The sequence below is a fragment of the Cellulosimicrobium sp. SL-1 genome, assembly GCF_011033075.1.
GTDB classification, from domain to species: Bacteria; Actinomycetota; Actinomycetes; order Actinomycetales; family Cellulomonadaceae; genus Cellulosimicrobium; species Cellulosimicrobium funkei.
The window spans coordinates 311,690-336,204 of the sequence record NZ_JAACJC010000004.1 but is presented as its reverse complement, the minus strand read 5'-3'; the positions used below and the strand labels follow the sequence as shown (position 1 = coordinate 336,204).

The window sequence follows — 24,515 nt, the reverse complement described above, 5'->3', positions numbered from 1 at the left end:
TCGGTCGCGCCTCGCTCGGCGATCCCGCGCTGCGTCAGGCGCGGCCGGCGCGGCCGGTGCGCTCGAGCACCCCTCGGAGGTAGGCGGCCTGGCCGGCGTGCTCGAGGGCGTCCACCGCGACGCTCACGAGCCGGACGCCCAGCGTCACGGGCGGGTCCCACGCCTCGTCGACGACCCGGTGGAGGTCGCGGGCGGTGAGGGACGCGAGCACGTCGCGGGACTCGACCTGGACCGCGTGGACGTAGCCGAGCAGCAGGTCGTCGCGCGCGCGGACGCGCGCGACGTCGTCGGCCGACTGCCCGTAGCCGGTCGCGCCGTCGTCGAACGGCAGGTCGAACCGGCGGGCCCACCCGTCGCGCGTCCACACCTGGTCCCGCCCGACGGCGCCCGCGACCTGGGCGTCCTGCCCGCGCGCGAGGTGCCACGCGAGCCACGCGATCGTGTTGGCGCCCGGGTCGACGCGCGCGGTGAGCGCGTCCTCGCCGAGGCCGTCGACCGCGCGCGTCGCGGTCGGCCCGATCCTCCCGAACAGGTCCTCCAGCACGGTGATCGCGTCCACGGTCCTCCCTCTCCTCGGGTGCCCGGCGGTTCGTCGCCTCTGGCAGCGTCTCCGGACCGCGGGCCGCTCGCGACCGGAGCGGCTCCACCCCGAGACGCACCGCGGCAGGCACGGGCGAAGGTCCAGGTCCGGGACGTGCGGACCGTCTCCTGCCCCTGCGACGCGCAGCACTCCGTGATAGATGTCGGGAGGTCGCGTCACGACGGAGAGGCACGAGCAGGGGGAAGAGACTTTGACGACGACCGACGCGCTCCAGGACGAACGCACGCGGGTCCTGGCGCTCCAGCGGCTCGGGGTGCTCGACAGCTCGCCCGAGGAACGGTTCGACCGCGTGACGCGGCTCGCGCAGCGCCTGTTCGGCGTCCCGACGGTGAGCATCACGCTCGTGGACACGGACCGGCAGTGGCGCAAGGCGTTCGTCGGCCTCGACGGCCCGGTCGCGCAGCGCGAGGGTGCGTTCTGCGACGTGACGATCCGTGCGGACCGCACGCTCGTCGTCGAGGACGCGGCGCAGGACGCCACGTTCGCCGACAACCCGTTCGTCGTGGGCGACCCGCACCTGCGGTTCTATGCCGGGCACCCCATCGCGGCGCCGGGCGGCGAGCTGGTCGGCACGCTGTGCGTCATCGACACCCGGCCGCGCCGGTTCGACGACGCCGACCGCTCCCTGCTGCGCGACCTCGCGCTGTGGGTCCAGGGGGAGCTTCAGCACGACGTCGAGCTCGACCGGGCGGGCGCGGTGCAGCGCGGGCTCCTCCCGCGCCGCGCCCCGGAGCTCGACGGCTACCGGGTGGCCGCGCGGTGCCTGCCGGCCCGCGGCGTCGGGGGCGACTTCTACGACTGGACGACGACGGCCGACGGCGCCGGGTTCGTCGTCGCGGACGTCATGGGCAAGGGCATGCCTGCCGCGATCGTGGCGGCGTCGGCACGCGCCGCGCTGCGGCCCGCGCTCCGGTCGCCGTCGCTCGCGGCGGGCGTCGAGACGGCCGACGACCTGCTCGCCCCGGACCTGGAGGAGGTCGGGTCGTTCGTCACGGCCTGGTGCGCCACGGTCGAGCGGGACAGCGGCCGGCTGGCGTACGTCGACGCGGGCCACGGCCTGGCGAGCGTGCTGCGGCCCGACGGCGGCATCCACCGCCTGGAGGCGGACGGCCTGCCGCTCGGCGTCGCGCCGGGCACCGCGCGGGTCGTCCACCACGTGACCCTCGACCCGGGCGACCGCCTCGTCGTCGTGAGCGACGGGCTCGTCGACCTGCTCGCCGACCTCGGGGTCCCGGGCGGGGACCCGCGCCTCCTCGACCCGGACGTCCCGCTGCCCGTCCCGGACGGGCCCGCCCTCGCGCGTGCGGCCCGCGAGGTCCGGCAGGCCGGGGACGCCGCGGCGACGCTCGAGGTCCTGGTCGGGCTCGCGGAGGGGCGGTACGTCGGGGACGACCTCACGGTCCTCGTCGTCGAGCGGGTCGCGGCATGAGGGGCTCCGCGCGGCGGCTCGTGCTGATCCGCGTGCTCGTCGTGCTGGCGCTGGTCACGGGCGTCAACTACGTCGCGTGGCGGTGGCTCGACTCCGTGGCGTGGTCGCACTGGTGGATCGCCGTCCCGCTCGTGCTGGCCGAGACGTACAGCCTCGTGGACACCGCCCTCTTCGGCGTGACGATGTGGCGCCTGCGCGAGCGGGGCGAGCCGCCGCCCGCCCCGGAGGGCGTCACGGTCGACGTCTTCGTCACGACGTACGACGAGCCCGAGGAGCTCGTCCTCGCGACCGCCCGCGCGGCCCGCGCCATCCGGTACCCGCACCGCACGTGGATCCTCGACGACGGCGCGCGCGAGAGCATGCGGGCTGCCGCCGCGGAGGCGGGCGTCGGGTACCTCACGCGCAGCGCGAGCTGGGCGGGCAAGCCGCGGCACGCGAAGGCGGGAAACCTCAACAACGCGCTGTTCCAGACGGACGGCGAGCTGCTGCTCGTGCTCGACGCCGACCAGGTGCCCGACCCGGCGATCCTCGACCGCACGGTCGGGTACTTCACCGCGGACGAGCGCGTCGCGATCGTCCAGACCCCGCAGTGGTTCGTCAACGTCGACGACGCCGACCCCCTCGGGAGCCAGGCGCCGCTCTTCTACGGGCCGATCCAGCAGGGGAAGGACGGGTGGAACGCCGCGTTCTTCTGCGGCTCCAACGCCGTGCTGCGGCGCGAGGCGCTCATGCAGCTGGGCGTCGTCGGGTACGTGCGGGGCGTGACGGTCGGCGTGCGGCGCGCGCTGCGCACCGCGGGCTCGGTGCTGGCCCGGGCGGCGCGCTCGCCGGAGGCGGCCGACCCGGCGGTGCGGACCGCCGTCGAGCGGCTGCGCGCGGAGGCCGACGAGGCCCGCCGCGCCCTCGCGGCGGGGGAGCCCGCGGCCGACGTCACCTACCGGTTCCAGCGCCGCGTCGACGAGGCGTCGCGCAGCGTCGTCGCCGGCCAGGTGGAGGCGCTGCGGGCGGAGCTGGCGACTGTGGAGCCCGAGCTCGTGTCCGGCGGCCCGCTCCAGGTCGACGAGGAGATCGGCCAGCTCGTCGTCGACGAGGAGGCGCTCGACCGGCTCGCGCGGCGCGACCTCTCGCCCCTCGTCGCGGTCGAGGCGGTGCGTCGCCTCGCGGACGCGGTCGACGTCGGGCGCAGCGACGAGGCGCAGGCCGTCATGCCGATGGCGACGATCTCCGTCACCGAGGACATGGCCACCGCGATGCGGCTGCACGCGCTCGGCTGGCGGTCGGTCTACCACCACGAGGTCCTGGCCCACGGGCTCGCCCCCGAGGACATGCCGACGATGCTCCAGCAGCGCCTGCGCTGGGCGCAGGGCACGGTGCAGGTGATGCTCCGGGAGAACCCGCTCACGGTGCGCGGGCTGCGCGTGGGGCAGCGGCTCATGTACTTCGCGACGATGTGGAGCTACCTCGCGGGCTTCGCCGCCCTCGCGTACCTCGCGGCGCCCATGGTGTACCTGTGCTTCGGCATCCTCCCGGTCCAGGCGTTCGGGACGGACTTCTTCGTGCGCTTCGTGCCGTACTTCGTGCTCAACCAGCTCTTGTTCCTCGTCGTGGCGCGCGGGGTGCGGACCTGGCGGGGGCAGCAGTACTCGCTCGCGCTCTTCCCGGTGTGGATCCGGGCCTGCTGGACGGCGTTCGCGAACGTCGTCCTCGGCCGCCCGCTCGGGTTCGTCGTGACGCCCAAGACGCGGACCGGGGAGCACCGGCCGGCCTGGCGCACCATCTGGCCCCAGCTCACGGCCATGGTGCTGCTCGTGGTCTCGGCCGTCGTCGGGACGGTGCGCCTCGTCGCGTTCGACGCCGACCTCGGCGCGACCCTCGTCACCCTCGCCTGGGTGGCGTACGACCTCGCGGTGCTCGGGGTGCTCGTCCCCGCCGCGCGGTACTCCGGCCCGCGCCCGCCGCGCGAGCCCGTGCCGGAGACGACGATGACCGGACGACGGACGGAGGACCAGTGAAGCTCGACGTGACACCGCTCGAGGAGACGGGGGCGGTGATCGTGCCGCGGGGGCGGCTCACGCTCACCACGGCACCCCAGCTGCGCGACGCGGTCACTGACCTCGTCGAGGCGGGCCGGACCCGGCTCGTCGTCGACCTCGGGAGCCTCGAGTTCGTCGACTCCTCGGGCCTCGGCGCCCTCGTCGGCGGGCTGCGCACGACGCGCGCGGCCGGCGGAGACCTGCGGCTCGCGAACGCCGCGCCCTCCGTGGCGACGGTCCTGCGACTCACGAACCTCGACCGCGTGCTGCGCGTGCACGACGACGCGGCGAGCGCGTTCGCCGACGGGTGACCCCCGCGTGACCCCGCCGGACGACGCCCCGCTCGTCGTGCTGAGCGCGACCGCGTCCCCGCCGTGGCTCGACGCCCTCCCGGACGCGTTCGCCGCGCTCTGGGGCCAGGCGCCGTGGGTGCCCGCCGACGACCGGCTCGCCGTCGAGCTCGCCACGACGGAGATCGCCGCGAACATCGTGCGGCACTCGCCCGCACCCGAGACGGTCGAGGTCCGGGCCGAGCTCGACGCCGGGGCGGGACGCGTCGTCGTCGTGCTGCGCGACACCGCGCCCGCCGCCGACGTCGACCTCGACCGCACCATGCCGCCCCCCGAGGCCGAGTCCGGGCGCGGGCTCGCGCTCGCGCGGGCGTGCGTCGACCGGCTCGAGCACCGCTGGGTCGCGGGGACCTCCGGCAACGAGTGGCGCCTCGAACGCCGCGTGCGCACCGCCGGGGGCGGCCCCGGCGGCTAGCGTGGGGGCGTCCCGCGCGCGCCGACCCGGGCGCGGCGCCGGTAGCCGGAGGTGCAGATGGAGTTCCCGTTCAGCCTGACCGAGGAGCAGATCCTCTCCCTCATCGTCGTCGGGACGCTCGCGGTCGTCGCGATCGTCGGGGTCAACGCCTTGGCGCCGAAGGCGGGCGTGGCCGCGCCTCTCGTGCTCGTCGCGGTCGGCGTCGTCGTGAGCTTCGTGCCCGCCGTCCCCGAGATCGAGTTCGAGCCCGAGTGGATCCTCGCCGGGATCCTGCCGCCGCTGCTCTACTCGGCGGCCGTCGGCCTGCCCACGATGGACTTCCGGCGGGACTTCACCGCGATCAGCGGTCTGTCGGTCGTGCTCGTCCTGCTCAGCACCGCGCTCCTCGGCTACCTCTTCACGTGGCTCATCCCCGGCATCCCGCTCGCGGCGGGCTTCGCGCTCGGCGCCATCGTCAGCCCGACCGACGCCGTCGCGACGTCCATCGTCAAACGGCTCGGCGCGTCACCCCGCGTCGTCACGCTGCTCGAGGGCGAGAGCCTGCTCAACGACGCGTCCGCCCTCGTCCTCCTGCGCTCCGCCATCGCCGGGATCGGGATCGCCGTCGCGACCGGGGAGTCCGCCACCCGCGTGTCGCTGTGGTCGGTCGCGGGCGACTTCGTGTTCGCCGTCGTCGTGGCCGTGCTCGTCGGGTTCCTCGTCGGGTTCCTCGGCCTCTTCGTCCGGCGCCGCCTCGCCAACCCCGCGCTGAGCACCGCGGTGTCCTTCGTCGTGCCGTTCCTCGCCTACCTGCCGTCGGAGGAGCTCGGCGCGTCGGGCCTCGTCGCCGTCGTCACCGCGGGCCTCGTCACCGGCAACGGCGCCGCGAAGTACCTGCGCCCCCAGCACCGGCTCGCCGAGGAGTCGAACTGGCGGACCGTCGAGCTCCTGCTCGAGGGCACCGTCTTCCTCCTCATGGGGCTCGAGCTGTTCGCGCTCGTCACCGACGTGCAGGAGGCCCACGGCAGCCTGTGGCGCGCGGTCGGTGTGGCGGCGCTCGCGGCCGTCGTCATCCTCGTCGTGCGCTCCGCGTACGTCGCGACGCTCCTGCGGTCGCTCGCGCGACGCGCGCGGCGAGGAGAGTCGATGCGCGGCGTCATCGCGGGCATGCAGGAGAAGCTCGACGCGCGCTTCGCGGCCGACGGGACGCCCGTCGCGCCGACCGTGCCCGCCCCGGCCAGGCCGGCGCCCGGGACCGCGGAGCGACGGGGCGCCGAGATGGTCGCCAAGGCGCCCCCTGAGCGGGTGGGCCGGCTGCGGTCGTCGCTGCGGCGTCGTGCCGCCGACATCGACTACCTGACGGCCGAGCGGCTCGGGTGGCGCGAGGGCACGCTCCTCGTGTGGGCGGGCATGCGCGGCGTCGTGACGCTTGCCGCGGCGCAGACCCTGCCGCTCGACACCCCGCAGCGCTCGTTCCTCGTGCTCGTCGCGTTCGGGGTCGCGGCCGGGACGCTCGTCGTGCAGGGCGGCACGCTCCCGTGGGTCGTGCGCCGGCTCGGCCTCTCGGGCGGGTCCACGCGCGCCGACGAGGACCGCGGCGCCGTGCGCGCCGAGCTCGACGGCGCGGCCGTGGCCGTGATCGACGCGCCCGACCTCCGCCGCGCCGACGGCACCACCTACGACGGTGCCGTCGTCGCCCGCGTGCGCCGCGACGTCGTGCGCGAGCTGGAGAACCGCGACACCGACGCCGCGACGTCGGCCGACCTGTTCGCGCAGTACAAGGAGCTGCGGCTCCGGGCGATCGCCGCGCAGCGCGTCGCGCTGCTCGACGCGCGCACGTCCGGCGCGTACAGCTCGCAGGCGCTGCGGCACGCGCTCGACCTGCTGGACGCCGAGCAGATCGACCTCGAGCTCCGCCGCGGGCCCTACGTGCCCGGCGACGACGACTGAGCCGCCCCCTTGCGGCTGTCCCAGGGGAAGGCCCTAGCGTCGCGGGCATGGACGAGTACACGACGGGTCAGGTGGCGCGCGCCACGGGGCTGAGCGAGAAGGCCGTCCGGATGTACGTCGACCGCGGGCTCCTCGACGCGCGCCGCACCTCCGCGGACGGCCCGCGGCTGCTCGACGGCGGCCAGGTGGAGCGCGCCCGCCTCGTCCGGCTCCTGCGGGGCGTCGGGCTGTCGCTCGCCGAGGTGGGCGACGTGCTCGCCGCCCCCGACCCGGTCCCCGCGTTCGACGCCGTGTGGAGCGACCGCCGCTCGGCGCTCGCGGCGTCGCTGACGGCGGCGGAGTACGTCCGGTCCGCGCTCGTCGGCGCGCCACGGCTGGACGTCGTGGTGCACCGACGGCACGTGCCGGAGCGGCTCGTGCTCGGGACGGAGCGCCGCGCGACGCTCGCCGAGCTGCCGTCCGTGCTCCCCGAGGCGACCGGAGCGGTCTTTGCCGTGCTGCGCGCCGCCGACGTGCCCCTCGCCGGCCACCCCTACGTCGAGCTCCACGAGCGCGCGACCGAGGGGTACGCCGCCCGCCTCACGCTCCGGGTGCCCGTCCCCGCGCCCGTGCGGCCGCCGTCGGGCTTCGCCCTCACGACGGACGACGCGCACGAGGAGGCGTACGTCGCGCTCACGGCCGCGGAGGCCCGCGACCAGGAGCGTCTCGTTCTCGTGCACGACTACCTGGCGTCCGGGCGGGCGCTCGCGGGCGGTGTGCCCGCAGGGGACGACCGGGAGGTCTACCTGCCGACCTGGGAGGCAGGCGGTCCCGGCCCGGTGATGGAGGTCGCCGTGCCGGTCGCGGCTCGCCGACCCGGGGCGTAGCGCCGCTCTGACCGCCCGACGGCCTTCCCCCGGGCTGCGGCGAGGATCCCGGCCTCCTGCGCGACGGCGACGGCCTCGCGCCGGCTCGACACGCCGAGCTTGCGGTACAGCGTGCGGATCTGGGTGCGGATGGTGTTCACCGACACGTTGAACCGTGCCGCCGTCTGCTCCGCCGTGTAGCCTTCGCTGAGCGAGCGCAGCACCTTCCTCTCGCGCGGGGAGAGCCGGCTCGCGAGCGTGACCGGGGGTGTGTTGCGGGCCTCGACGGCGCCCCGGGGCAGCACGTCCGCGGTGTCCGCGAGCTCGGCGAGCGTGCGCCGCTCGTCCGGCTCGAGCGCGAGGAACGGGGCGGCGTGCTCGGGAGACGACCGCAGCCGCAGGGCCTTCTGGAACCAGCTCCGCGCGCGGTCCTCGCGCCCGGCGCGGAGGTGGGCGACCGCGAGGACGACGTGGAGGTCGAGCGCGTCGGTCGGTGACAGGGACGTCTGGTGGATGGCGGACGAGGCGAGGCCGATCGCCTCGTAGTGCTCGCCCACCGACAGGTGCGCCCAGGCGTGGTGGTTCGCGAGCCACTCGGTCGTGTCCTCCTCGGAGCCGTGCGCCAGGTGCAGCACGCGGCCCGCGCCGCCGGCGCGCAGGAGCAGCTTCGCCTCGGCCCGCAGGAGCACCCGCCCGACGAACGACCCCGGGTCGGGGTCGATCGTCCCGTGCACGAGGCGCACCTCGTCCAGCTCCCGCAGACCCTGGAGGGGGTCGCCGTAGAAGGCGGCGTGGCTTGCGCGCGCTGACGCGAGGAACGCCCACAGCTCGCCCGCGGCCGGGGAGGTCGGGTCCATCGCCTTCAGGATCCGCTGCGCCGTCGCCGGGTCGCCCTCGTGGATCGCGAGGTGCGCCCGCGCGAGCGCCTCGCCGCGCAGGTGCGCTCCGGCGATCCACCGGGGGAACGGTGCGGCGTCGCGGACCACGGCGAGCTGCTCGCGCGCGAGGTCGTGGTGGCCGCGGTAGGCGGACAGGAGCGCGAGGTTCGACGCCGCGCTCACCCGAGCGAAGTGGCCGTGGGGCTCGTCGCCCGCCTCGTCGGCCGCGCGGCGCAGGTGCTGGGTCGCCAGGTCGGTCGCACCCGCCAGCATCGCGGTGATCCCGCGCTGCGCGCTCAGCCAGCCCGGCCGCGCGTCCGGGCGCCCCGCGGTCCAGGGGAGCGGGCCTCCGGTCATGAGGAGCGTCGTCCGCTGCTCGACCCACGCGCCGACCCGCGTCGAGGCGTCGTGGTCGCGCCGGTGCCGCAGGCCCACGACGGCCGCGGTGCCGGCCGAGAGGACGTCGTGCAGGCGGGTGAACCCGTTGAGCCGCCTGCTGTGGCGCAGACCGGCCCGCGAGTAGTGCCGCACGAGCCGGGACATGCTGCGTTCGTCGTCGTGCTCGTGGTCGCGTCGTCTCTGGGCCAGCAGCACGAGGTGGCCGAGGCGCGGGCGACGGTCGAGCACCTCGGGAGGAACCCGTGCGAGCGCTGTCAGGAGCTCGCGCGCGAAGCGGTCGGGGAGGTCGTACCAGAGCCTGTCGAACACGGTCTCCAGGCCGTCGAGGTCGCCGGCGTCGAGCGTCCGGAGGATCTTCTCCCGGCTCCGTGGGACGTCTCTGGCGCCTGTCATAGCCGTGATCCTGGCGGACGTCCCGGGTTCTGCAAGCGTGTCTCGCAGGCCGGGTGAATTCCTTCACGGAACTGGTGATGGGACAGGTGATTTCCCAGGTCACGGTCGTCATAGGTCTCGGTGGCACGGGTCCTATGGGGTGACGACCGTGCACGCGAGGGGCGCGTGCGCACGACGAAGGGGACCCCATGCAAGGTTTCGAGCGAGACGCCGCGGCCGCGGCAGGCGGGCGACCCGCCAGGCACGCGGCACCCCGCGGCGCCCGGCACGCCCGCACCGGTTCGTGGTGGCGAGGAGCGCGTGCACGTCGCCTGATCGGTGGCGTCACGGCCCTGGTCCTGGGAGGCGCGGGGCTCACGGCTGCGGCGCTGCCCGCGACGGCGGCGACCGTGTACGAGCTCGAGGGGTCCTGGGCCGACTCCACGCCCGCGACGCTCGAGACCGGTGACGCGGTCTCGGCGGAGTGGTGGTTCAACCTCAACGACGACGCGGCGGCCCCCGGCAACGCGCCGGTGGAGAACGTCACGGTGACGATCACGGCGCAGGGCGCGGTGTTCGACGCGCTCCCGCCCGCGTGCCTCGTGGACGGCGTGGACCCCGCGTCGAGCGTCTCCGAAGACGGTTCGACGCTCGTCTGCAACGTCGGGACGCAGACCGAGGGCACGGCGTTCTCGCTGACGACGCCGATGCGCGTGACGGCCGTGACCGGAGAGACCGTGAGCGCGGGCGCGACGATCGCCGACCAGCAGACGTCGCTGCCCGAGCTGCCCGTGCAGAACGGGTTCGTGCAGGACATCCACTGGGTGGAGAGCGTCTCCGGGAGCACGCGAAACGACACCTCCCGCGACTTCCTGTTCAACTGGACGCTGTTCCACGGGACGAACAGCCCCGCGGGTCAGGACCCCGTCTCCTACAACCTCACGGTGTCCAACAGCCTCGGCGCGGTCACGCAGGTCGGGCCGCAGGCGTGCTCGGCGTTCACGAGCGGGGCGGCGACCGGCCACCCGTGGTCGGGCGGGACGCACGACGCGAGCCAGGTGGCGCCGTCGGTCGGGTCCTGCACGCTCACGCGCAACAGCTCGACGTCGTACACGCTGACGCTGGCCGGGATCGACTACAGCCACGCGCAGGTGCCGACGACGGACTCGGCCGGGAACCCGCTGCCGACGGACCGCTTCGCGGTCGCGTCCGGGCAGATCCAGCTGCGGGTCGTCACGACGGCGGGCGCAGGGCAGATCTCGGTCACGTCCAGTGCGCCGACCTACACCGCGGTCGACGGGCAGACAGCGAACGACGACCCCGCGAACAACACCACGGCGAAGAACTGGACGACGGGTGTCTGGTCGCACGCGTGGCAGCCTTCCTACACGGGGTCGAGCGCGAGCGTGTGGAGCGACACCTACCGGGTCGCCCCGGAGTCGGAGCTCGGCTCGGCGGTCCGCGTGCTCTACCCGAACGTCCAGAACCAGAGCTCCACCCAGGGCGGCCTGTGCCAGGTGCTGGACACGCGGTACGTCGAGTTCACGGGCGCACTCACCCGCTTCGACGACGGGACGACGGGTGAGCCGGCCGGCCTGCCCGTGGCCTACTACGTCGGCACCTCGGCGCTCGTGGACCCGGCGAGCGGGTCCTACAACCCGAACGCGTTCACGTGCGACGGGACGACCGGCTGGACCACCACCCGCCCCGCGGACCTGTCGACCGTCAAGGCGGTCCGGGCCACCTACTCGATGACGGCCGCTCGATGGCAGCGCACTCTCGTCCTGCAGGTGACGCAGCAGCTCCTGCCCACCGCCGCCGTCGGCCAGGACGTGTGGAGCTGGGGGTCGTACATCAACCCCTCGTCCGCGACGAACGCCTGGGTGAACCCGGCCCGTTCGACCTCACCGGCCGACGCCGGGCCGTCCGCGACGCTGACCCCGGACGCGCGCTACCCGTACACGGTGGGCGGTCGTGACATCGTGCGGATCGTCGGCGTCACGCCGGACGTGGCGAAGTCGGTCCTGCCGACGACCGTCGACCCGGGCGGGCAGGCGACCTACACGCTGAGCTACGCCGCGAACGGGACGGGCGCGGTCGCGCCCACCGTGGACGACTACCAGCTCGTGGACACGCTGCCGCTCGGCACGACGTACGTCCCGGGCTCGTCGAGCCCTGAACCGGTCGCTACGACGAACGGCTCCGGTCAGCAGGTCCTCACGTGGACCCTCGACGGGGTGCCCACGAACACTCCGCAGTCGCTGTCCTACCAGGTGACGTACCCCGACGACGTCGCCGGCGGTGAGCGGCTGGTCAACACCGTCACCGCCTCGGCCGAGGGCGTGCAGTCGGACTCCGCGACCGCGACGGTCGTGGTCAACGAGTCCGGGCTGACCAGGATCATCAAGACGGCGGACCAGGCGTTCATCCCCAACCTCGCCGGCGACGGCGCGGGCGCGGGCTCGTGGACCGTGCTGGTGCGCTCCGAGGATCCCCTCCCGCAGGAGTTCGTCGACGTGATCGACATCCTCCCGTACGTGGGTGACGGCCGCGGGACCGCGTTCTCGGGCTCGTACCGGCTCGACGGCCCGGTGACCTCCTCGGTCGGGGGGACCGTCTACTACACGACCGCCGACCCGGCGACGCTCACCGACGACCCGGCCGACGCCACGAACGGCTCGGCGGGCAGCACCACCGGCAACACCGTCGGGTGGAGCACCACGTACACCCCCGACGCCACCGCGGTGCGCGTCATCACCGGCGCCCTCGCGGCGCGGGGCGAGCTGACGCTCGACGTCCCGGTCGTGACCGACGGCATGGTCGGTGGCGACGTCCTCGTGAACCGCGCGCAGGGCCGTGCGGAGAACACGCGCCTCGTCATGCGCACGTCGGCGTCGACCTCCATCGCGAACTACTACTCGGCGTCGCTGAAGAAGTACGTGCAGGACGCGGACGGCGAGTGGCGCGACGCGAACGACCCGCTGGACTACCCGCGGTTCCGCGTCGGCGACACGGTCCGCTACCGGATCGTCGTGGAGAACACGGGTCAGGGGACGCTGACGAACGTCGCGGTCTCCGACGACCTGCAGCCCGAGCTGGGGTCGTTCACGATCGAGTCCCTCGCCCCGGGAGCGACCGAGAGCCACGAGTTCGAGATCGAGCTCACCGAGCCCGTCGCCGACTCCGTCGTGAACACGGCGTGCGCGGACGCGGACGTGCCGGCGGACTCGGGCGTCGAGCCCACGATCAACTGCGACCCGGCCGGGTTCGTCGTCGTCGGTACGCCGACGCACACCAAGGAGGTCGTCTCGGCCACCCCGGTCGGCGACGGCCGGTGGGAGGTCGTGTACGAGGTCGTCGTGTCGAACACGCAGACCCCGTCGACCACCTACTCCCTGACGGACGCGCTGCACTTCACGGACCAGGCGACGATCGTCTCCGCGACGGTGACGCAGGCGCCCGACGGCGTCGTCCTCGCCGACCCGGCGTGGGACGGCCAGGGCAACACCCTGGTCGCGGCAGACGTGCCGCTGGCCGGGAACGACGACGAGGGCTACGCCCCGCACGTCTACCGCGTCACCGTCCTCGCCGACGTGCCGCTGCAGCTCGACGGCGCCGGCTCCGGCGCTGACGCACCGACCGCCTGCCCCGCTGAGGGGTCCGACGCGGACCAGGGGTTCAACAACACCTCCGGGCTGACCGGCCCGGAGGGCGAGACGGAGGAGGACCAGGCGTGCGCGCCGATCCCGTCGATCGACATCGCGAAGACGGTCTCCGCCGGCCCGACGCCGAACGGTGACGGGACGTGGACGGTGACCTACGACGTCGTCGCGACGAACGCGGGCGCTGCGGACGGCACCTACGAGGTGACGGACCGGATGACGGCCGACGGTGACCTCGAGGTCCGCTCGGGCGCCGTCGTCACCGCCCCGGACGGTGTGACGCCGAACGCGGCGTGGACGGGCCTGGGTGCCGAGGGCGCCCCGGAGAACGTCATCGCCTCCGGCGTCGTCCTGCCCGCGGGCGGGACGCACACCTACCAGGTCGAGGTCGTGCTGGGGATCGCCGAGGGCGTCGAGGGCGCGCCGGTGATCACGCCGTGCTCGGCCGAGCCCGGAGCTTCTCCGGGCGGCCTGTCGAACGCGGCGACGGTCGAGCACAACGACCTGACCGACGACGCGACGGCGTGCGTGGCGATCGCGTACATCGTCGTGGACAAGTCGATCAGCGCGGGCCCGACACCGAACGGCGACGGGACCTGGACGATCGTCTACGACGTCGTGGCCGAGAACGTCGGCGGCGAGTCGGGCGAGTACGACGTGTTCGACCGCCTGCACTACGGCGACGGCATCGAGATCGTCGACGCCGCGGTCACCGCGGCCCCGGACGGGGTCGAGACGAACGCGGGGTGGACCGGCCTGGGTGCGGAGAACGCCGCACCGGAGAACCTCGTGGCGTCCGGCGTCGAGCTCGCCGCGGGCGCGTCGCACACCTACCAGGTCGAGGTCACGGTCCAGATGGACGAGGCCACGATCGACCCGGCAGACCTGCAGTGCCCGCCGCCCGGGTCGGGTGCGGACGGTGGTCTGGCGAACTCGGCGAGCCTGGACCACAACGGGATCGTGGCCGAGGACGGCGTGTGCGCGTCGCTGCCGCTGATCGGCATCGAGAAGTCGATCTCGGCGGGCCCGACGGGCAACGGTGACGGGACGTGGACCATCACCTACGACCTGGTCGCCACCAACACCGGCCAGACCGCGGGCGACTACGACCTCGTGGACCAGCTGCTCTACGGCGAGGGCATCGTCGTCGAGTCGGCGGCGGTCGCCACGGCGCCGGAGGGCGTCGAGCCGAACGCGGGCTGGACCGGTCAGGGCGAGGCAGGCTCGGAGGAGAACGTGGTCGCCACGGCGGCCACGCTCGAGGCCGGTGCGACGCACACCTATCAGGTGCAGGTCGTGGTCTCGCTCGATGCCGCGACGGTCACGCCGGACACGCTCGCGTGCCCCGAGCCGGGGTCCGGTGAGACCGGTGGTCTCGCCAACGCCGGCACGCTGACGCACAACGGCGAGACGCAGGACGACGACGTGTGCGCCACCCTCCCGCTCCTCGACATCACCAAGTCCCTCTCGGGTGCGGTGACGCCGGTCGAGGGCGAGGACGGCGTGTACGACGTGGTGTACGAGGTCACGGTGACCAACCGGGGCCCGGGTGCCGGGGTCTACGACCTGGACGACACGCTCGCGCCGGGCGAGGGCGTGACGGTCGTCGGTGTCCAGGGTGTCGTCACCGACGCGCCGGAGTCTGTGGGCGTCAACGAGGGCTTCGACGGCCTCGAGGACGTCCGGATCGTGACCGGTCAGCCCATCGCGGGTGCCGGCACGGGCCCGGTCGTGCACACCTACACGGTCACGGTGCGGTACGCGGCGGACCTGTCCGATGTCGAGATCCCGGACACGGACGTGTGCACCACGGACGGTGGCACGGTGCCCGGCGGGCTGAACAACGTCGCGGCCGTGGACTGGAACGGCATCCCAGGGCAGGACGAGGAGTGCGTGCGTCCGGGCAAGCCCACCCTCGACAAGGCGCTGGTCTCCGCTCGACCGACCGGCGACGGGACGTGGGAGGTCGTCTACGACCTCACCGTCGGCAACGTCGGCGGGGAGGCCACGACCTACGACCTGGACGACGAGCTGCTCTTCGCCCCGGTCATCACCGTCGACTCGGTCGCGGTGACCGGTCCGGACGGCGTCACCCTGAACGACGGGTTCGACGGCGACACCGACCGGCGGATCGCCACCGACGTCGTGATCGGCGGCCTGGACGACGAGGGGTACGCCCCGCACGTCTACCGCGTCACCGTGGTCGCCGGCGTGCCGCTGCACTTCACGGACGTGGAGGACGACGGCACGGGCTCGCCCGCGTGCACCGCGGCTCCCGGGGGCGACCTCACCGAGCAGGGGCTGAACAACGCGGCGACGCTCACGGACGAGACGGGCGGGACGCAGACCGACACCGACTGCGCCCCCGTGCCCTCCGTCGACATCACCAAGTCGACGGACGGCGCGCCGGTCAAGGGTCCCGACGGGTCGTGGACGGTGGCCTACACCGTCACCGCCACGAACGACGGCGCCGCCGCCGGGGTCTACGACCTCACCGACCGCCTGCGCTACGGCGCCGGCATCGAGGTCCGCAGCGCGACGGTCACCTCGGCGCCCGACGGCGTCACGCCGTCGGGCTCGTGGACGGGCCAGGGCGCGCCGGGCGACCCGGCCAACGTCGTGGCGACCGGTGTGAGCCTCGCCGCGGGCGCGGTCCACACCTACCGGGTGGAGGTCGTCGCGACCCTCGACACGGAGCAGGTGGACGACACGACGTTCACCTGCCCCGAGCCGGGCTCCGACGGCAGCGGCGGGTTCGCGAACACCGCCGGGATCGGGCACAACGGGCTGACCGACGCCGCCCAGGCGTGCGCGACGCCTGACCGACCCGGCGACCCGGGCACGCCGGGCAAGCCCGGCGGGTCGCTGGCCACGACCGGCGCGACGCTGGCGTGGGTCGCCGGCGCGGCAGCGCTCCTGCTGCTCCTCGGCCTCCTGGCCCTGGCCGCGGCCCGGCGCCGGAACGCCGTCGGCTGACGGCGCGACGAGGAAGGCCCTGCCCACGACCGTCCCCACCGGTCGTGGGCAGGGCTGTTCGTCAGCCGTCTCTCAGCGCTGCGCGCGGGCGGCGGCCCGACGGCGCAGGACGCGCGCCGTCGTGACGAGCGCGAGGCCCGCGACGAGGAGCGTCCAGGCCGCGACGACGTGGAACGCGGTCGCGACGCCGGTGACGGCGAGGACGGGGGCGGTCTGGGCGAGGGTCGAGTTGTACATGGCTGCTGTCCTTCCGGGACGGGTGAGGGCATGCCGAGGACGTCCCGGTCGCGTGCGCGGCGGGCGGGTCGGCGAGGGGAGGGGAGGGGTGAGGGTCAGGCGGTGGCGGCGACGTGGTTCCACGTCGTCTGGCGCCGCGTGACGAACAGCGCTGCGGCGTGCAGGAACGCGCGCTGCAGGGCGAGGTCGTAGAGGAGCTCCGGCAGCACGAGCGCGGCCAGCAGCCGCGCGCGCCGCCCGGCGCCCCAGACGGTGACGAGGCGCTCCGCGGCGAACACGAGCCCGACGGCCGCCCACAGCGGGGACAGCGTGAAGGTCCCCGTCACGAGGGTGACGGCCGTGAGGAGCAGGTAGGCCGCCATCATGAGCGTGCCGACGGCGAGCATCACCTGCTGGCCGACGTAGCGCCACGTGGTGCGCGTGAGCCCGTACTCGGCGAGGTTGTCGAGCATCCCCTTGTACCAGCGGACGCGCTGCCGGTGCAGATCGCCGGCCGTCGGCATGAGCTCGGTCGTGCAGCTCATGGTGACGGGGGAGCGCAGCTCGTGGCCGAGCGTGCGCAGCGCGAGGGTGAGCTCGGAGTCCTCGGTGATCGCGTGCCGGTCGTACACGTCGCCGCGCTCGCCGGGCAGGACCGAGCCGCGGGCGTCGGCCACCTCCTGGAGCGCGGTGCGGCGCACGAGCGCGGCGGTCCCGGTGAGCACGGCCGTGCGGCCGGTGAGGTCCACCTGCACGCCGTAGCGCGTGTACTCGTTGGCCTGGCAGTGCTGCAGGTAGCCCTGCGGCGGCCGCCCGCGGAACACGCCGCCGACCGCGGCGACCTCGGGCGCCGAGGCGAGGACGGCGAACCCTTCCTCGACGAACGTCGGGGCGATCGTGGTGTCCGCGTCGAGGACCATGACGACGTCCTCCGTCGTGGTCGCGATCGCCTGGTTGAGCGCCCCCGCCTTGCGGGCCGTGTTGCCCACGGTCTCCATGACGTCCGCGCCGGCGGCGCGGGCGACCGCGACGGTCGCGTCCGTGCTGTTGTCCGAGACGACGAGCACCCGGTCGGGGCGGCGCGTCTGGGCCGCGAGCGAGGCGACGGTGGCGGGGAGCGCCTGCTCCTCGTCGTGGGCGGGGATGACGACGACGACGCGCACGGCGGGCCCGTCCGCGGGACGGGCGGCCGCCTCGGCGCGGTGGCGGGGGGTGTGCGGGGCAGTGGTGTTCACCGGAGGCTCCAGGTCGACGAGTGCTGTCGACAAGGAGCCTCGGGCGGTCGCCTCAGCGTTCCCCCGGGGGTGGCGCAGCGGTCGGCGAGGTCTGGCTCAGCGTTCCGGAAATCTGATTGAGAGTTCAAGCAGAGGAATTCCTGAGGTTCGCGCCGCCCTCGCGGCGCGGACGCGGTCAGACGTCGGCGGCCGCGAGCGCGCCGTCCACCCCCACGACCCCGAGCTCGAGCCGCGCGATCCCGTCCACCGGCACCGCCGACGACGCGCCCAGGCCCGACGAGCTCCCCGCCTCCGTCGAGGACCACGTGGCCACGACCGAGCGCGTGCCGTCGTCGTCCACGAGCACGAGCTCGTACGTCGCGCCGTCCTCCCAGACCCCGGCCGGGTACGAGCACGACCAGTCGAGGCGCGTGCCCCACGAGGCCGGGGTGAGCGTGAGCTCGGCGCGCACGTCCGCACCCCCGACCGGCTCGAGCGCGACCTGGGTCGTGCCGGACGTCGCGGGGGGCGGGACGTCGTCGGACCGCGTTACCGCCGCGCCGCCCGCGGCGCCCGCGACGACCAGACCCACCGCCGCCACGGACAGGAGCGACCGCCGTCGGGTGCGGCGGCGCCGGGCGCTCGCGGCCACCACCGCGAGCGGCACGACGGCGCCCCCCGCCCCGCCGGACGCCTCGGCCGGGTGGTCGGTGCGCGCGTCGTCCACGAGCGCGTCCGCGTGCTCGGCCGTGAGCATGCCGAGGATGCCCGGCATGCCCGCGAGCTCCGCGACGGCCTCGCGGCACGCCGCGCACGTCGCGAGGTGCTGCTCGAACGCGCGCCGGTCGCGCGGGCTGAGCGCGCCCAGCACGTAGGCGGCGTCCCACTCGCGGTACGGGTCCGGGGTAGCGGTCATGACGAGACTCCCTTCTCCTGCAGCGCGAGCCTCAGCGCGCGGAGCGCGTAGTGCATGCGGGACTTCACCGTCCCGGGCGGGACGCCGTGCGCCGACGCCATCTCGGCCACGGAGCGCCCGTGGTAGTACGCGTCGACGACGACCGCCCGGTGCTCCGGCGAGAGCGAGACCAGCGCGTCCGCGACGAGCCACGCGTCGAGCACGGCCTGGGTCGCGTCCGCCTCGCCGCGGTCGGGCACGTCGGCGCTCGCGAGCTCGCGGCGGTGGTGGGCGCTGCGCAGCTCGTCGACGACGAGGTTGCGCGCCACCGTGAAGAGCCACGCGCGCACCGACCCCTCCGGCCGCTCCAGCACCTCGGGGTGGCGCCACGCGCGCAGCAGCGTCTCCTGCACCACGTCCTGCGCCTGCGCCGGGTCGTCGGTGAGGCGCGCGACGTAGCGCTCCAGCGCCGGCCCGTGCGCGGCGTGGACCGCCCGCAGCAGGTCGTCGGCGTCGGCGCGCACGCGCGGCACCTCCCCGTCGGTCACGACCCGGCCGACCGCACGAGTTCGAGGCCGAACTCGACGCTGCCCGCGTCGTCGACCGTGACGAACCCGAGGCTCGGCGCCTCCACGTCGAAGTCGGAGAACGTGATCGGCACGCTCCCGACGACCTGGACGCCGTCGGCGGTTGGGCCGACCTGCGCCTCGACCGTGACGGCCTGCGTCACGCCGTGGATCGTCAGGTCGCCCGCGAGCTCGACGTCGCCCGACCCGGTCGGCAGGTCCACGGGGCTCGTCAGCTCGAACGTCGCGGTCGGGTACGTCCCGACCTCGAGCGCGTCGCCCCGGAAGTACGCGTCGCGCGGCGGCTCGTCGGTCGCGACGCTCGCCATGTCGACCTCGATCGTCGCCGCGGTGAGCGCGCCGTCCGCGACGGTGAACGACCCCGTGACCTCGTCGGTCCGGCCGGTCACCGTGACGTCCTCGCCCTGCAGCACCTCGTGCACGCGGTACCCCGCGTACGAGCCGTCCCCGACCGTCCACGCGCCGGCCAGGTCCGCCGGGTCGAGCGCGGCGCCGTCGCCCGACGACGCGTCGAGCGTCGGCTCCTCGGCCGCCGCGCGGTTGGACCAGTCCGCGTACAGGCCCGGGCCGAACGCGACGGCCGCACCGCCGAGCACCACGACACCGACCCCGACCCCTACGAGCACCTTCGTCCTCCTGCGCACGTCTGCCCCTTCCGATCATCCTCTGCGACTCCGTCACCTGGGAGACGAGGCAGCGGCCCGATCGGTTCACCCGCGCCCGTCGACGCTACGCGGCCGGGCGGTGGGCCCGACGGTCGGACGGGCCGCCGGACGGGCGTGCGGGCCGACGCGCGGGCGGGCCGGTGAACCTCGCGGCGCGCCGCGCCGTCGTGAGAGTAGGGGCCGTGCTCGCGACCCCGACCGTCCTTCCGAGGAGTCGACATGCGACGCACCCTGACCACCGGTGTCCCGGCCGCCACCACCTGGGCCCTCACCGCCCTGCTCGCCGCCACCCTCGCCGGGTGCTCCGGCGGGGGAGGCGGACTGTACGGGGGCGGTGGCTCCAGCCCGTCGGGCTCGACCTCCGACGGCTCGGCGGGCGACGGCTCGTCGGACGTCGCGCTCGGCACGGCGGACTCCTCGCTCGGGACCGTCGTGGTCGACGGCCAGGGCATGACCGTCTACTACTACGACAAGGACACGAAGGGCTCGGGCACGAGCGCGTGCGAGGGCGAGTGCGCCGCCGCGTGGCCCGCCGTCCACGCGGCGAGCGCGGACCCCGAGGTCGACGGCGTGACGGGCGAGGTCGGCACCATCACCGGGGTCGACGGCGAGCTCCAGGTGACCGTCGACGGCCGCCCGGTCTACACGTACGCGGCCGACACCGGCCCCGGCGACGTCACCGGCCAGGGGGTGAACGGCGTCTGGCACGTCGTGGCTCCCGACGGGACCGAGATCATGGACGCGGCCCCCGGCGCCGGGTCGGGCTACTGACCGGTGCGCCGGCGGGACGCGCGCGGGCTGGTCGTGCGGGGACCGGCCTCGCGCGGGTCGGCCCTGCGCAGGCCCCTCACGGGTGGTCGAGCGGCGGCGAGCTCAGGCAGAACGGGTGGCCCTCCGGGTCCGCGTAGACGCGGAACAGGTCGTCGGGGTGGCCCTCGTCCACCGGCGTGCCCGTGAGCGGGCGCGCGCCGCAGGCGAGCGCGTGCTCGTGCGCCGCGTCGAGGTCGGGGACGTCGAGGTCGACGTGCACGCGCGCCCCGCCGGGCCAGGGTCGTACCTCGGCGTCGGACCGCTGGAACGCGAGGCGCGACGCGCCGCCCGGGACCTGGAGCGAGAGCCAGTCGTCGCCCGCCGGGTCGGCGACCTCGTGGCCCGGCGTGTACGCCCAGCCGGTCAGGCGCCGGTAGAACTCCGCGAGCGCGCGCGGGTCGCGCGCGTCGACGGTGACGTTGCGGAGCCGCAGCGGGCGCGGGTCTCCCACGGCTCAGCCGACCTGCTCGCGCAGCCACGCGACGTCGGCCGGGACGTCGGCGTGCGTCTCGCAGACGACCGACGTGCCCGCGGCGCGCACGACCCCGAGCAGGAGCTCCGGGTCGATCGTCCCGGCCGTGAGGCCGGCGTGGCGGTCGGCGCCGGAGCCCGCGGTGTCGCGGCTGTTGTTGAGGTGCACGAGGTCGACGCGACCGGTGATCGCGCGCACGTCGTCGACCGCCGTCGTGAGGTCGATGCCGCCCGCCCACGCGTGGCACGTGTCGAGGCAGAACCCGACGTTCTCAGCGCCGTCGGCCTGCTGCACGGCCGCCCACAGGCCCTCGATGCGGTCGAGGCGGCGGGCCATCGAGAAGTCGCCCCCGGCGGTGTTCTCGATGTACACGGTGACGTCCGTCTGGAGCGCGTCGATCGCCTTGCGCCAGTTGTCGAAGCCCTTCGCCGGGTCCTCCTTCGCGGTGACGTGCCCGCCGTGGACCACGACGCCCGTCGCGCCGACCGCCGCCGCGCCGTCCACGATCTGCTGGAGCAGCTTGCGGCTCGGGATGCGGATGCGGTTGTTGGGGCTCGCGACGTTGATGACGTACGGCGCGTGCACGACGAGCTCGAGGTCCGCCGCCGCGGCGGCGTCCTTGAGGGCCTCCGCGCCGCCCGGGAACGTGAACTCCGGGCCCTTCCAGGACTGGGGGTCGCCGAGGAAGATCTGGGCGACGTCCGCGCCGATGCTCGCTGCCTGCGCGATGACGTCCGACTGGTCGAGGTGGGCTCCGATCCGCATGGGGACCAACCTACGCGGCGCCGCCCACGCGCGCGGCCGCTCGTCACCAGCCGGTCGAGCTCCTCCGGATGACGTCGCGGCGCAGGTCGAGCAGCGCCGCGCGGGCGCGCCGACGGCGGTCGGTCGGGTCGACCGTGAGCTCGTCGCCCGGGTTCGCCCGGCGGCGCGGCTCGCCGTGGACGTTGAGGTCGGGCGCGGCGCCGTGGTCGGCCGCGCGGTGCGCCGTCGTGGTCGTCGGGCCGGCCGACGTCGGGCCGGCCGACGTCGGGGCGGGCGGTGCGGAGAAGAGCGGGCGGTTGTCCGGCACGGGAGCCTCCTCGGGGACTCCGTCGCGCGGGGCGGCGGAGGGTCGGGACGATGCTGGTGCGCCGGGCTCGCCGCCCGGCGCCCCCTCATCGTGCGACCGCGACGTTTCCCCCGTTCGCCCTCAACGTTTCGGCCATGTTGCGCCCCCACCCCGGCGCCGAGCACGGGGTTCCCGACCGCCGAAGCCCGATTCCGGTCGCCGATCCCGTGCTCGACGGCAGCGGGGGGCCAGGTCAGGAGGGGCCGCGGGCTCCGCACGTGGCGATCGTCTGCGAGCCTTCCTCGCCGTCGATGACCACCGAGGCCTCCCAGCGCCAGGCCTGCGGCAGCAGGTCGACCGTCCCCGCCGGGACGTGGACGGTGTCGAGACCGGAACCGGGCGGTGTGGGGCCGACGGCCTCCCACGACACCCCGCCGTCCGGCGTCGGCTCCACGTGGAAGGGCGAGCGGAGCTCCGCGAGCTCGTCGCCCTGCCACGTCTCGAGGCGCAGGACGAGCGCGCCGTCCAGCGGGGCCGCGAGCGTCGGGCCCGGGAGGTCCAGGCCGAACCTCGCGTCGAACCCGGCGTCCGTGCCGGTCGCAGGCGGCAGGGGCGTCGTACGGGTCACTCCCCAGCGCGTCATGGTGCCTGCCGTCGACCAGCTCGACACCTGGACGTCGTCGACGAGCAGCGGCGCGGGGGCGGTCGTGGGCGGCGTGCACGACGACGTCCACACGTCCCCGCTGGTGGACGTGGCAGGGCCGAGCATGAAGACGGCGCTGCCCACCGCCGCGAGCGTCGCCGCGCCGGTCACGACGCGCGACGGCGTCGGGCCGCCCACGCCGGTGCCCGGGCCGAGGAACGGGACGGGCGGCCGGACGCGCTGGAGCACCACCGTGCTGCACAGCGAGTCGGCGAACGTGCGGCGCTGCGCGTTCCACAGGGGCCGGAGGAAACCGATGTAGAGCAGCGCGTCGAGGAGGTGCGCCACGTCCCGCAGGACCGTGCGCACGAGACCCGCGGGGCGACCCGTGGCGTCGTGCACGACGACGATCCCCACCGTCTGCTTGCCGGGCGTCGCGCCCGTCCAGGCCTGGAGGGCGAGGAGCGCGGCCGTGGTCCCGAGGGCCCACCACGTCCCGCCGGGCGCCGGTGTCTCCGTGCTCGTGCTGAAGCTGATCGTCGGGACCCAGGCGACCTCGTAGGCCGGCCCCACGGCGAGGAACAGCACCGTCGCGGCGATCGCGGTGTCGAGCAGCGACGCGACGACCCGGCGCGACCAGCTCGCGTAGGGGCCGGGCGCGGGTCCGAGCTCCGGGAGCGCGTCGTCGAGGTTCCCGGCTCCGACGGATTCCGTCGGCCCCCTGCCGGTCGGGGCATCGATGGCCACGCGCGCATCCTGGCACACCCTGCTCCCGCTGAACACACCCTCTCGCCGAGCACGCGGAGCAGCCTCGTGCTCGGCCGTCGTCTCAGCGGAAGGAGTGCCGCCGGCCCCGGGCGACGGTCGCGAGCACCGGGACCATGAGCGCGAGGGAGACCCACGGGAGGCCGCCCGGGCCCGCGACGGCGAGCGCCGCGCCGCCGACGGCACCGCCGAGCGCGACGGACGTGTTCCACACGGTGACGAGCGCGGACTGCGCGACGTCGGCGCCGTCGCCCGCGGCCCGGGCGGCGGCGGTCGTGTAGAGCGTCCCGGCGCCACCGAACGCGGCGCCCCAGGCGGCGACGGCGAGCACGACGACGACGGTCGACGTCGGGGCGAGGCCGAGCACGAGCATCGCGAGGGCGAAGACGACGACCGACCCGAGGGTGAGGGCGCGCAGGCGGTGGTCGATGAGCGCCCCGACGAGCACGAGCGCCCCGGCGGACGCGGCGCCGAGGACGAGGAGCAGCGCGCTGGTGCGCGAGCCCTGGCCGAGGTGCGCGAGGTGGACCGCGACGTACGTGTACAGGGACGTGTTGGCGAGCACGTTGAGCCCGGCGACGAGCAGCACCGGCCGCAGGCCGGGGCGGGGGAGGACGGCGCGGATCGCGAGCTGCGCGCCGCGCGGGGTGCCCGCGGCGCCGGGGACGCCGAGCCGGATCCAGGCGAGCAGCGCGACCCCGACGACGGAGAGGACGCCGAACGTCCAGCGCCACCCGACGGCGGCGCCCAGCACGGCCCCGGCGGGGACGCCGAGCGTCAGGGCGAGCGGACCGCCTGCCATGGCGATCGTCATCGCGCGGCCGACGCGGTCCGCCGGCACGATCCGGCGCACGTACCCGGGCAGGAGCGCCCACGTCAGCCCGGCGACGAGCCCCGCGGCGAAGCGCGCGACGAGCGTCAGCGCGAACGACGACGACACCGCGGTGACGGTGTTCGCGACGACGAACCCCGCGACCGCCACGAGGAGCAGCGTGCGGCGGTCCCACCGCGCGGTGGCGCGCGTGAGCGGGATCGCGGCGACGATCGCCCCGACGGCGAACGCGGTGACGGTCTGTCCGGCCGCTCCCGCCCCGACGCCGAGGCCGGCGGCCATGGCGGGCAGCACGCCCGCGGGGAGGATCTCGGTGAGGAGCGTGAGGAACCCCGACGCCGCGAGCGCGAGGAGCGCGCCGACGGGCAGGGCGCCGGGGCTGCGGGTCACCGGGGCCGCCGGGGCTTCGGCCGAGGTGGGGCCCGGGCCGGCGGCGGCCGTGGGACCGGTGGGGGGTGTGCTCGTCGTGGACATGG

General features: G+C 75.0%; 20 protein-coding genes. 8 read left to right on the top strand and 12 right to left on the bottom strand.

The genetic code is table 11. The features are described from left to right. Positions 1-34: 34 nt before the first annotated feature. Positions 35-559 (bottom strand): DUF664 domain-containing protein, encoded by a 525-nt coding sequence (locus tag GWJ10_RS19830; protein WP_241005716.1) that lies wholly within the window; start codon positions 557-559, stop codon positions 35-37. Between the two features lie 232 nt (positions 560-791). On the opposite strand from GWJ10_RS19830, the gene GWJ10_RS08160 reads away from it, so the two are divergent. Genes GWJ10_RS08160 through GWJ10_RS08135 form a run of 6 tightly spaced genes read left to right on the top strand, consistent with a single transcriptional unit; the run spans position 792 to position 7,623 of the window. Next, complete coding sequence (locus tag GWJ10_RS08160) at positions 792-2,030, top strand: SpoIIE family protein phosphatase (RefSeq protein WP_241005715.1); 1,239 nt, start codon at positions 792-794, stop codon at positions 2,028-2,030. Beyond that, positions 2,027-4,042, top strand: coding sequence for a glycosyltransferase family 2 protein (locus GWJ10_RS08155; RefSeq protein WP_163186717.1), 2,016 nt, complete (start codon positions 2,027-2,029; stop codon positions 4,040-4,042). Before GWJ10_RS08160 ends, GWJ10_RS08155 begins: the two co-directional genes overlap by 4 nt. Beyond that, positions 4,039-4,374, top strand: coding sequence for an STAS domain-containing protein (locus tag GWJ10_RS08150; RefSeq protein ID WP_051028350.1), 336 nt, complete (start codon positions 4,039-4,041; stop codon positions 4,372-4,374). The genes GWJ10_RS08155 and GWJ10_RS08150 overlap by 4 nt, the downstream gene beginning before the upstream one ends. A 7-nt stretch (positions 4,375-4,381) precedes the next feature. Next, on the top strand, positions 4,382-4,828 hold the full coding sequence (locus tag GWJ10_RS08145) for an ATP-binding protein (RefSeq protein ID WP_061268410.1): 447 nt from the start codon (positions 4,382-4,384) through the stop codon (positions 4,826-4,828). 57 nt (positions 4,829-4,885) lie between these two features. Then, the gene (locus GWJ10_RS08140) at positions 4,886-6,757 is read left to right on the top strand and encodes a sodium:proton antiporter (RefSeq protein WP_163186715.1); all 1,872 of its coding nucleotides are present in this window, start codon (positions 4,886-4,888) and stop codon (positions 6,755-6,757) included. Between the two features lie 47 nt (positions 6,758-6,804). Continuing rightward, complete coding sequence (locus GWJ10_RS08135; protein ID WP_163186713.1) at positions 6,805-7,623, top strand: MerR family transcriptional regulator; 819 nt, start codon at positions 6,805-6,807, stop codon at positions 7,621-7,623. Here the strand turns inward: GWJ10_RS08135 and GWJ10_RS08130 are convergent. Then, entirely contained in the window at positions 7,539-9,272 is a 1,734-nt protein-coding gene (locus GWJ10_RS08130) for a helix-turn-helix transcriptional regulator (protein ID WP_163186712.1), read from the bottom strand. The two genes, GWJ10_RS08135 and GWJ10_RS08130, sit on opposite strands and share 85 nt — an antisense overlap. A gap of 389 nt (positions 9,273-9,661) precedes the next feature. On the opposite strand from GWJ10_RS08130, the gene GWJ10_RS08125 reads away from it, so the two are divergent. Beyond that, positions 9,662-15,889 (top strand): DUF11 domain-containing protein, encoded by a 6,228-nt coding sequence (locus GWJ10_RS08125; protein WP_163186710.1) that lies wholly within the window; start codon positions 9,662-9,664, stop codon positions 15,887-15,889. A 72-nt stretch (positions 15,890-15,961) separates the two neighbouring features. On the opposite strand, the gene GWJ10_RS08120 is transcribed toward GWJ10_RS08125, so the two are convergent. The 5 genes from GWJ10_RS08120 to GWJ10_RS19820 form a co-directional block, all read right to left on the bottom strand. Further along, a complete protein-coding gene (locus GWJ10_RS08120) occupies positions 15,962-16,126 on the bottom strand; it encodes a hypothetical protein (protein WP_158097153.1) in 165 nt (54 codons plus the stop codon). 95 nt (positions 16,127-16,221) lie between these two features. Continuing rightward, positions 16,222-17,340 (bottom strand): glycosyltransferase family 2 protein, encoded by a 1,119-nt coding sequence (locus tag GWJ10_RS08115; RefSeq protein WP_163186708.1) that lies wholly within the window; start codon positions 17,338-17,340, stop codon positions 16,222-16,224. 175 nt (positions 17,341-17,515) lie between these two features. Further along, a complete protein-coding gene (locus GWJ10_RS08110; protein ID WP_163186706.1) occupies positions 17,516-18,235 on the bottom strand; it encodes a zf-HC2 domain-containing protein in 720 nt (239 codons plus the stop codon). Beyond that, a complete protein-coding gene (locus tag GWJ10_RS19825; protein ID WP_269467723.1) occupies positions 18,232-18,738 on the bottom strand; it encodes a sigma-70 family RNA polymerase sigma factor in 507 nt (168 codons plus the stop codon). The genes GWJ10_RS08110 and GWJ10_RS19825 overlap by 4 nt, the downstream gene beginning before the upstream one ends. A gap of 20 nt (positions 18,739-18,758) precedes the next feature. Continuing rightward, positions 18,759-19,445, bottom strand: coding sequence for a YceI family protein (locus GWJ10_RS19820; RefSeq protein WP_241005714.1), 687 nt, complete (start codon positions 19,443-19,445; stop codon positions 18,759-18,761). A gap of 240 nt (positions 19,446-19,685) precedes the next feature. On the opposite strand from GWJ10_RS19820, the gene GWJ10_RS08100 reads away from it, so the two are divergent. Next, a complete protein-coding gene (locus GWJ10_RS08100; RefSeq protein WP_163186704.1) occupies positions 19,686-20,237 on the top strand; it encodes a hypothetical protein in 552 nt (183 codons plus the stop codon). 76 nt (positions 20,238-20,313) lie between these two features. On the opposite strand, the gene GWJ10_RS08095 is transcribed toward GWJ10_RS08100, so the two are convergent. From GWJ10_RS08095 to GWJ10_RS08075, 5 genes are all read right to left on the bottom strand, one after another. Further along, entirely contained in the window at positions 20,314-20,727 is a 414-nt protein-coding gene (locus tag GWJ10_RS08095) for a VOC family protein (RefSeq protein WP_206158371.1), read from the bottom strand. 3 nt (positions 20,728-20,730) lie between these two features. Beyond that, the gene (locus GWJ10_RS08090) at positions 20,731-21,513 is read right to left on the bottom strand and encodes a deoxyribonuclease IV (RefSeq protein WP_074804546.1); all 783 of its coding nucleotides are present in this window, start codon (positions 21,511-21,513) and stop codon (positions 20,731-20,733) included. A gap of 43 nt (positions 21,514-21,556) precedes the next feature. Next, positions 21,557-21,820: a hypothetical protein gene (locus GWJ10_RS08085; protein ID WP_163186702.1), complete on the bottom strand. Its 264-nt coding sequence runs from the start codon at positions 21,818-21,820 to the stop codon at positions 21,557-21,559. A 232-nt stretch (positions 21,821-22,052) separates the two neighbouring features. Beyond that, a complete protein-coding gene (locus tag GWJ10_RS08080; RefSeq protein ID WP_163186700.1) occupies positions 22,053-23,189 on the bottom strand; it encodes an RDD family protein in 1,137 nt (378 codons plus the stop codon). Positions 23,190-23,271: 82 nt separating this feature from the next. Continuing rightward, positions 23,272-24,513 carry an MFS transporter gene (locus GWJ10_RS08075; RefSeq protein ID WP_163186698.1) on the bottom strand — a complete coding sequence of 414 codons (1,242 nt, stop codon included), beginning with the start codon at positions 24,511-24,513 and terminating at the stop codon, positions 23,272-23,274. Between the last annotated feature and the right edge of the window lie 2 nt (positions 24,514-24,515).

Bases quoted from the DNA above. Each gene is read 5' to 3' on its own strand.
- GWJ10_RS08155 (WP_163186717.1), top strand. From the start codon at position 2,027: ATGAGGGGCTCCGCGCGGCGGCTCGTGCTGATCCGCGTGCTCGTCGTG.
- GWJ10_RS08135 (WP_163186713.1), top strand. From the start codon at position 6,805: ATGGACGAGTACACGACGGGTCAGGTGGCGCGCGCCACGGGGCTGAGC.
- GWJ10_RS08140 (WP_163186715.1), top strand. From the start codon at position 4,886: ATGGAGTTCCCGTTCAGCCTGACCGAGGAGCAGATCCTCTCCCTCATC.
- GWJ10_RS08130 (WP_163186712.1), bottom strand. From the start codon at position 9,272: ATGACAGGCGCCAGAGACGTCCCACGGAGCCGGGAGAAGATCCTCCGG.
- GWJ10_RS08075 (WP_163186698.1), bottom strand. From the start codon at position 24,513: ATGTCCACGACGAGCACACCCCCCACCGGTCCCACGGCCGCCGCCGGC.
- GWJ10_RS08120 (WP_158097153.1), bottom strand. From the start codon at position 16,126: ATGTACAACTCGACCCTCGCCCAGACCGCCCCCGTCCTCGCCGTCACC.
- GWJ10_RS08090 (WP_074804546.1), bottom strand. From the start codon at position 21,513: ATGCGGATCGGAGCCCACCTCGACCAGTCGGACGTCATCGCGCAGGCA.
- GWJ10_RS08100 (WP_163186704.1), top strand. From the start codon at position 19,686: ATGCGACGCACCCTGACCACCGGTGTCCCGGCCGCCACCACCTGGGCC.
- GWJ10_RS08110 (WP_163186706.1), bottom strand. From the start codon at position 18,235: ATGACCGCTACCCCGGACCCGTACCGCGAGTGGGACGCCGCCTACGTG.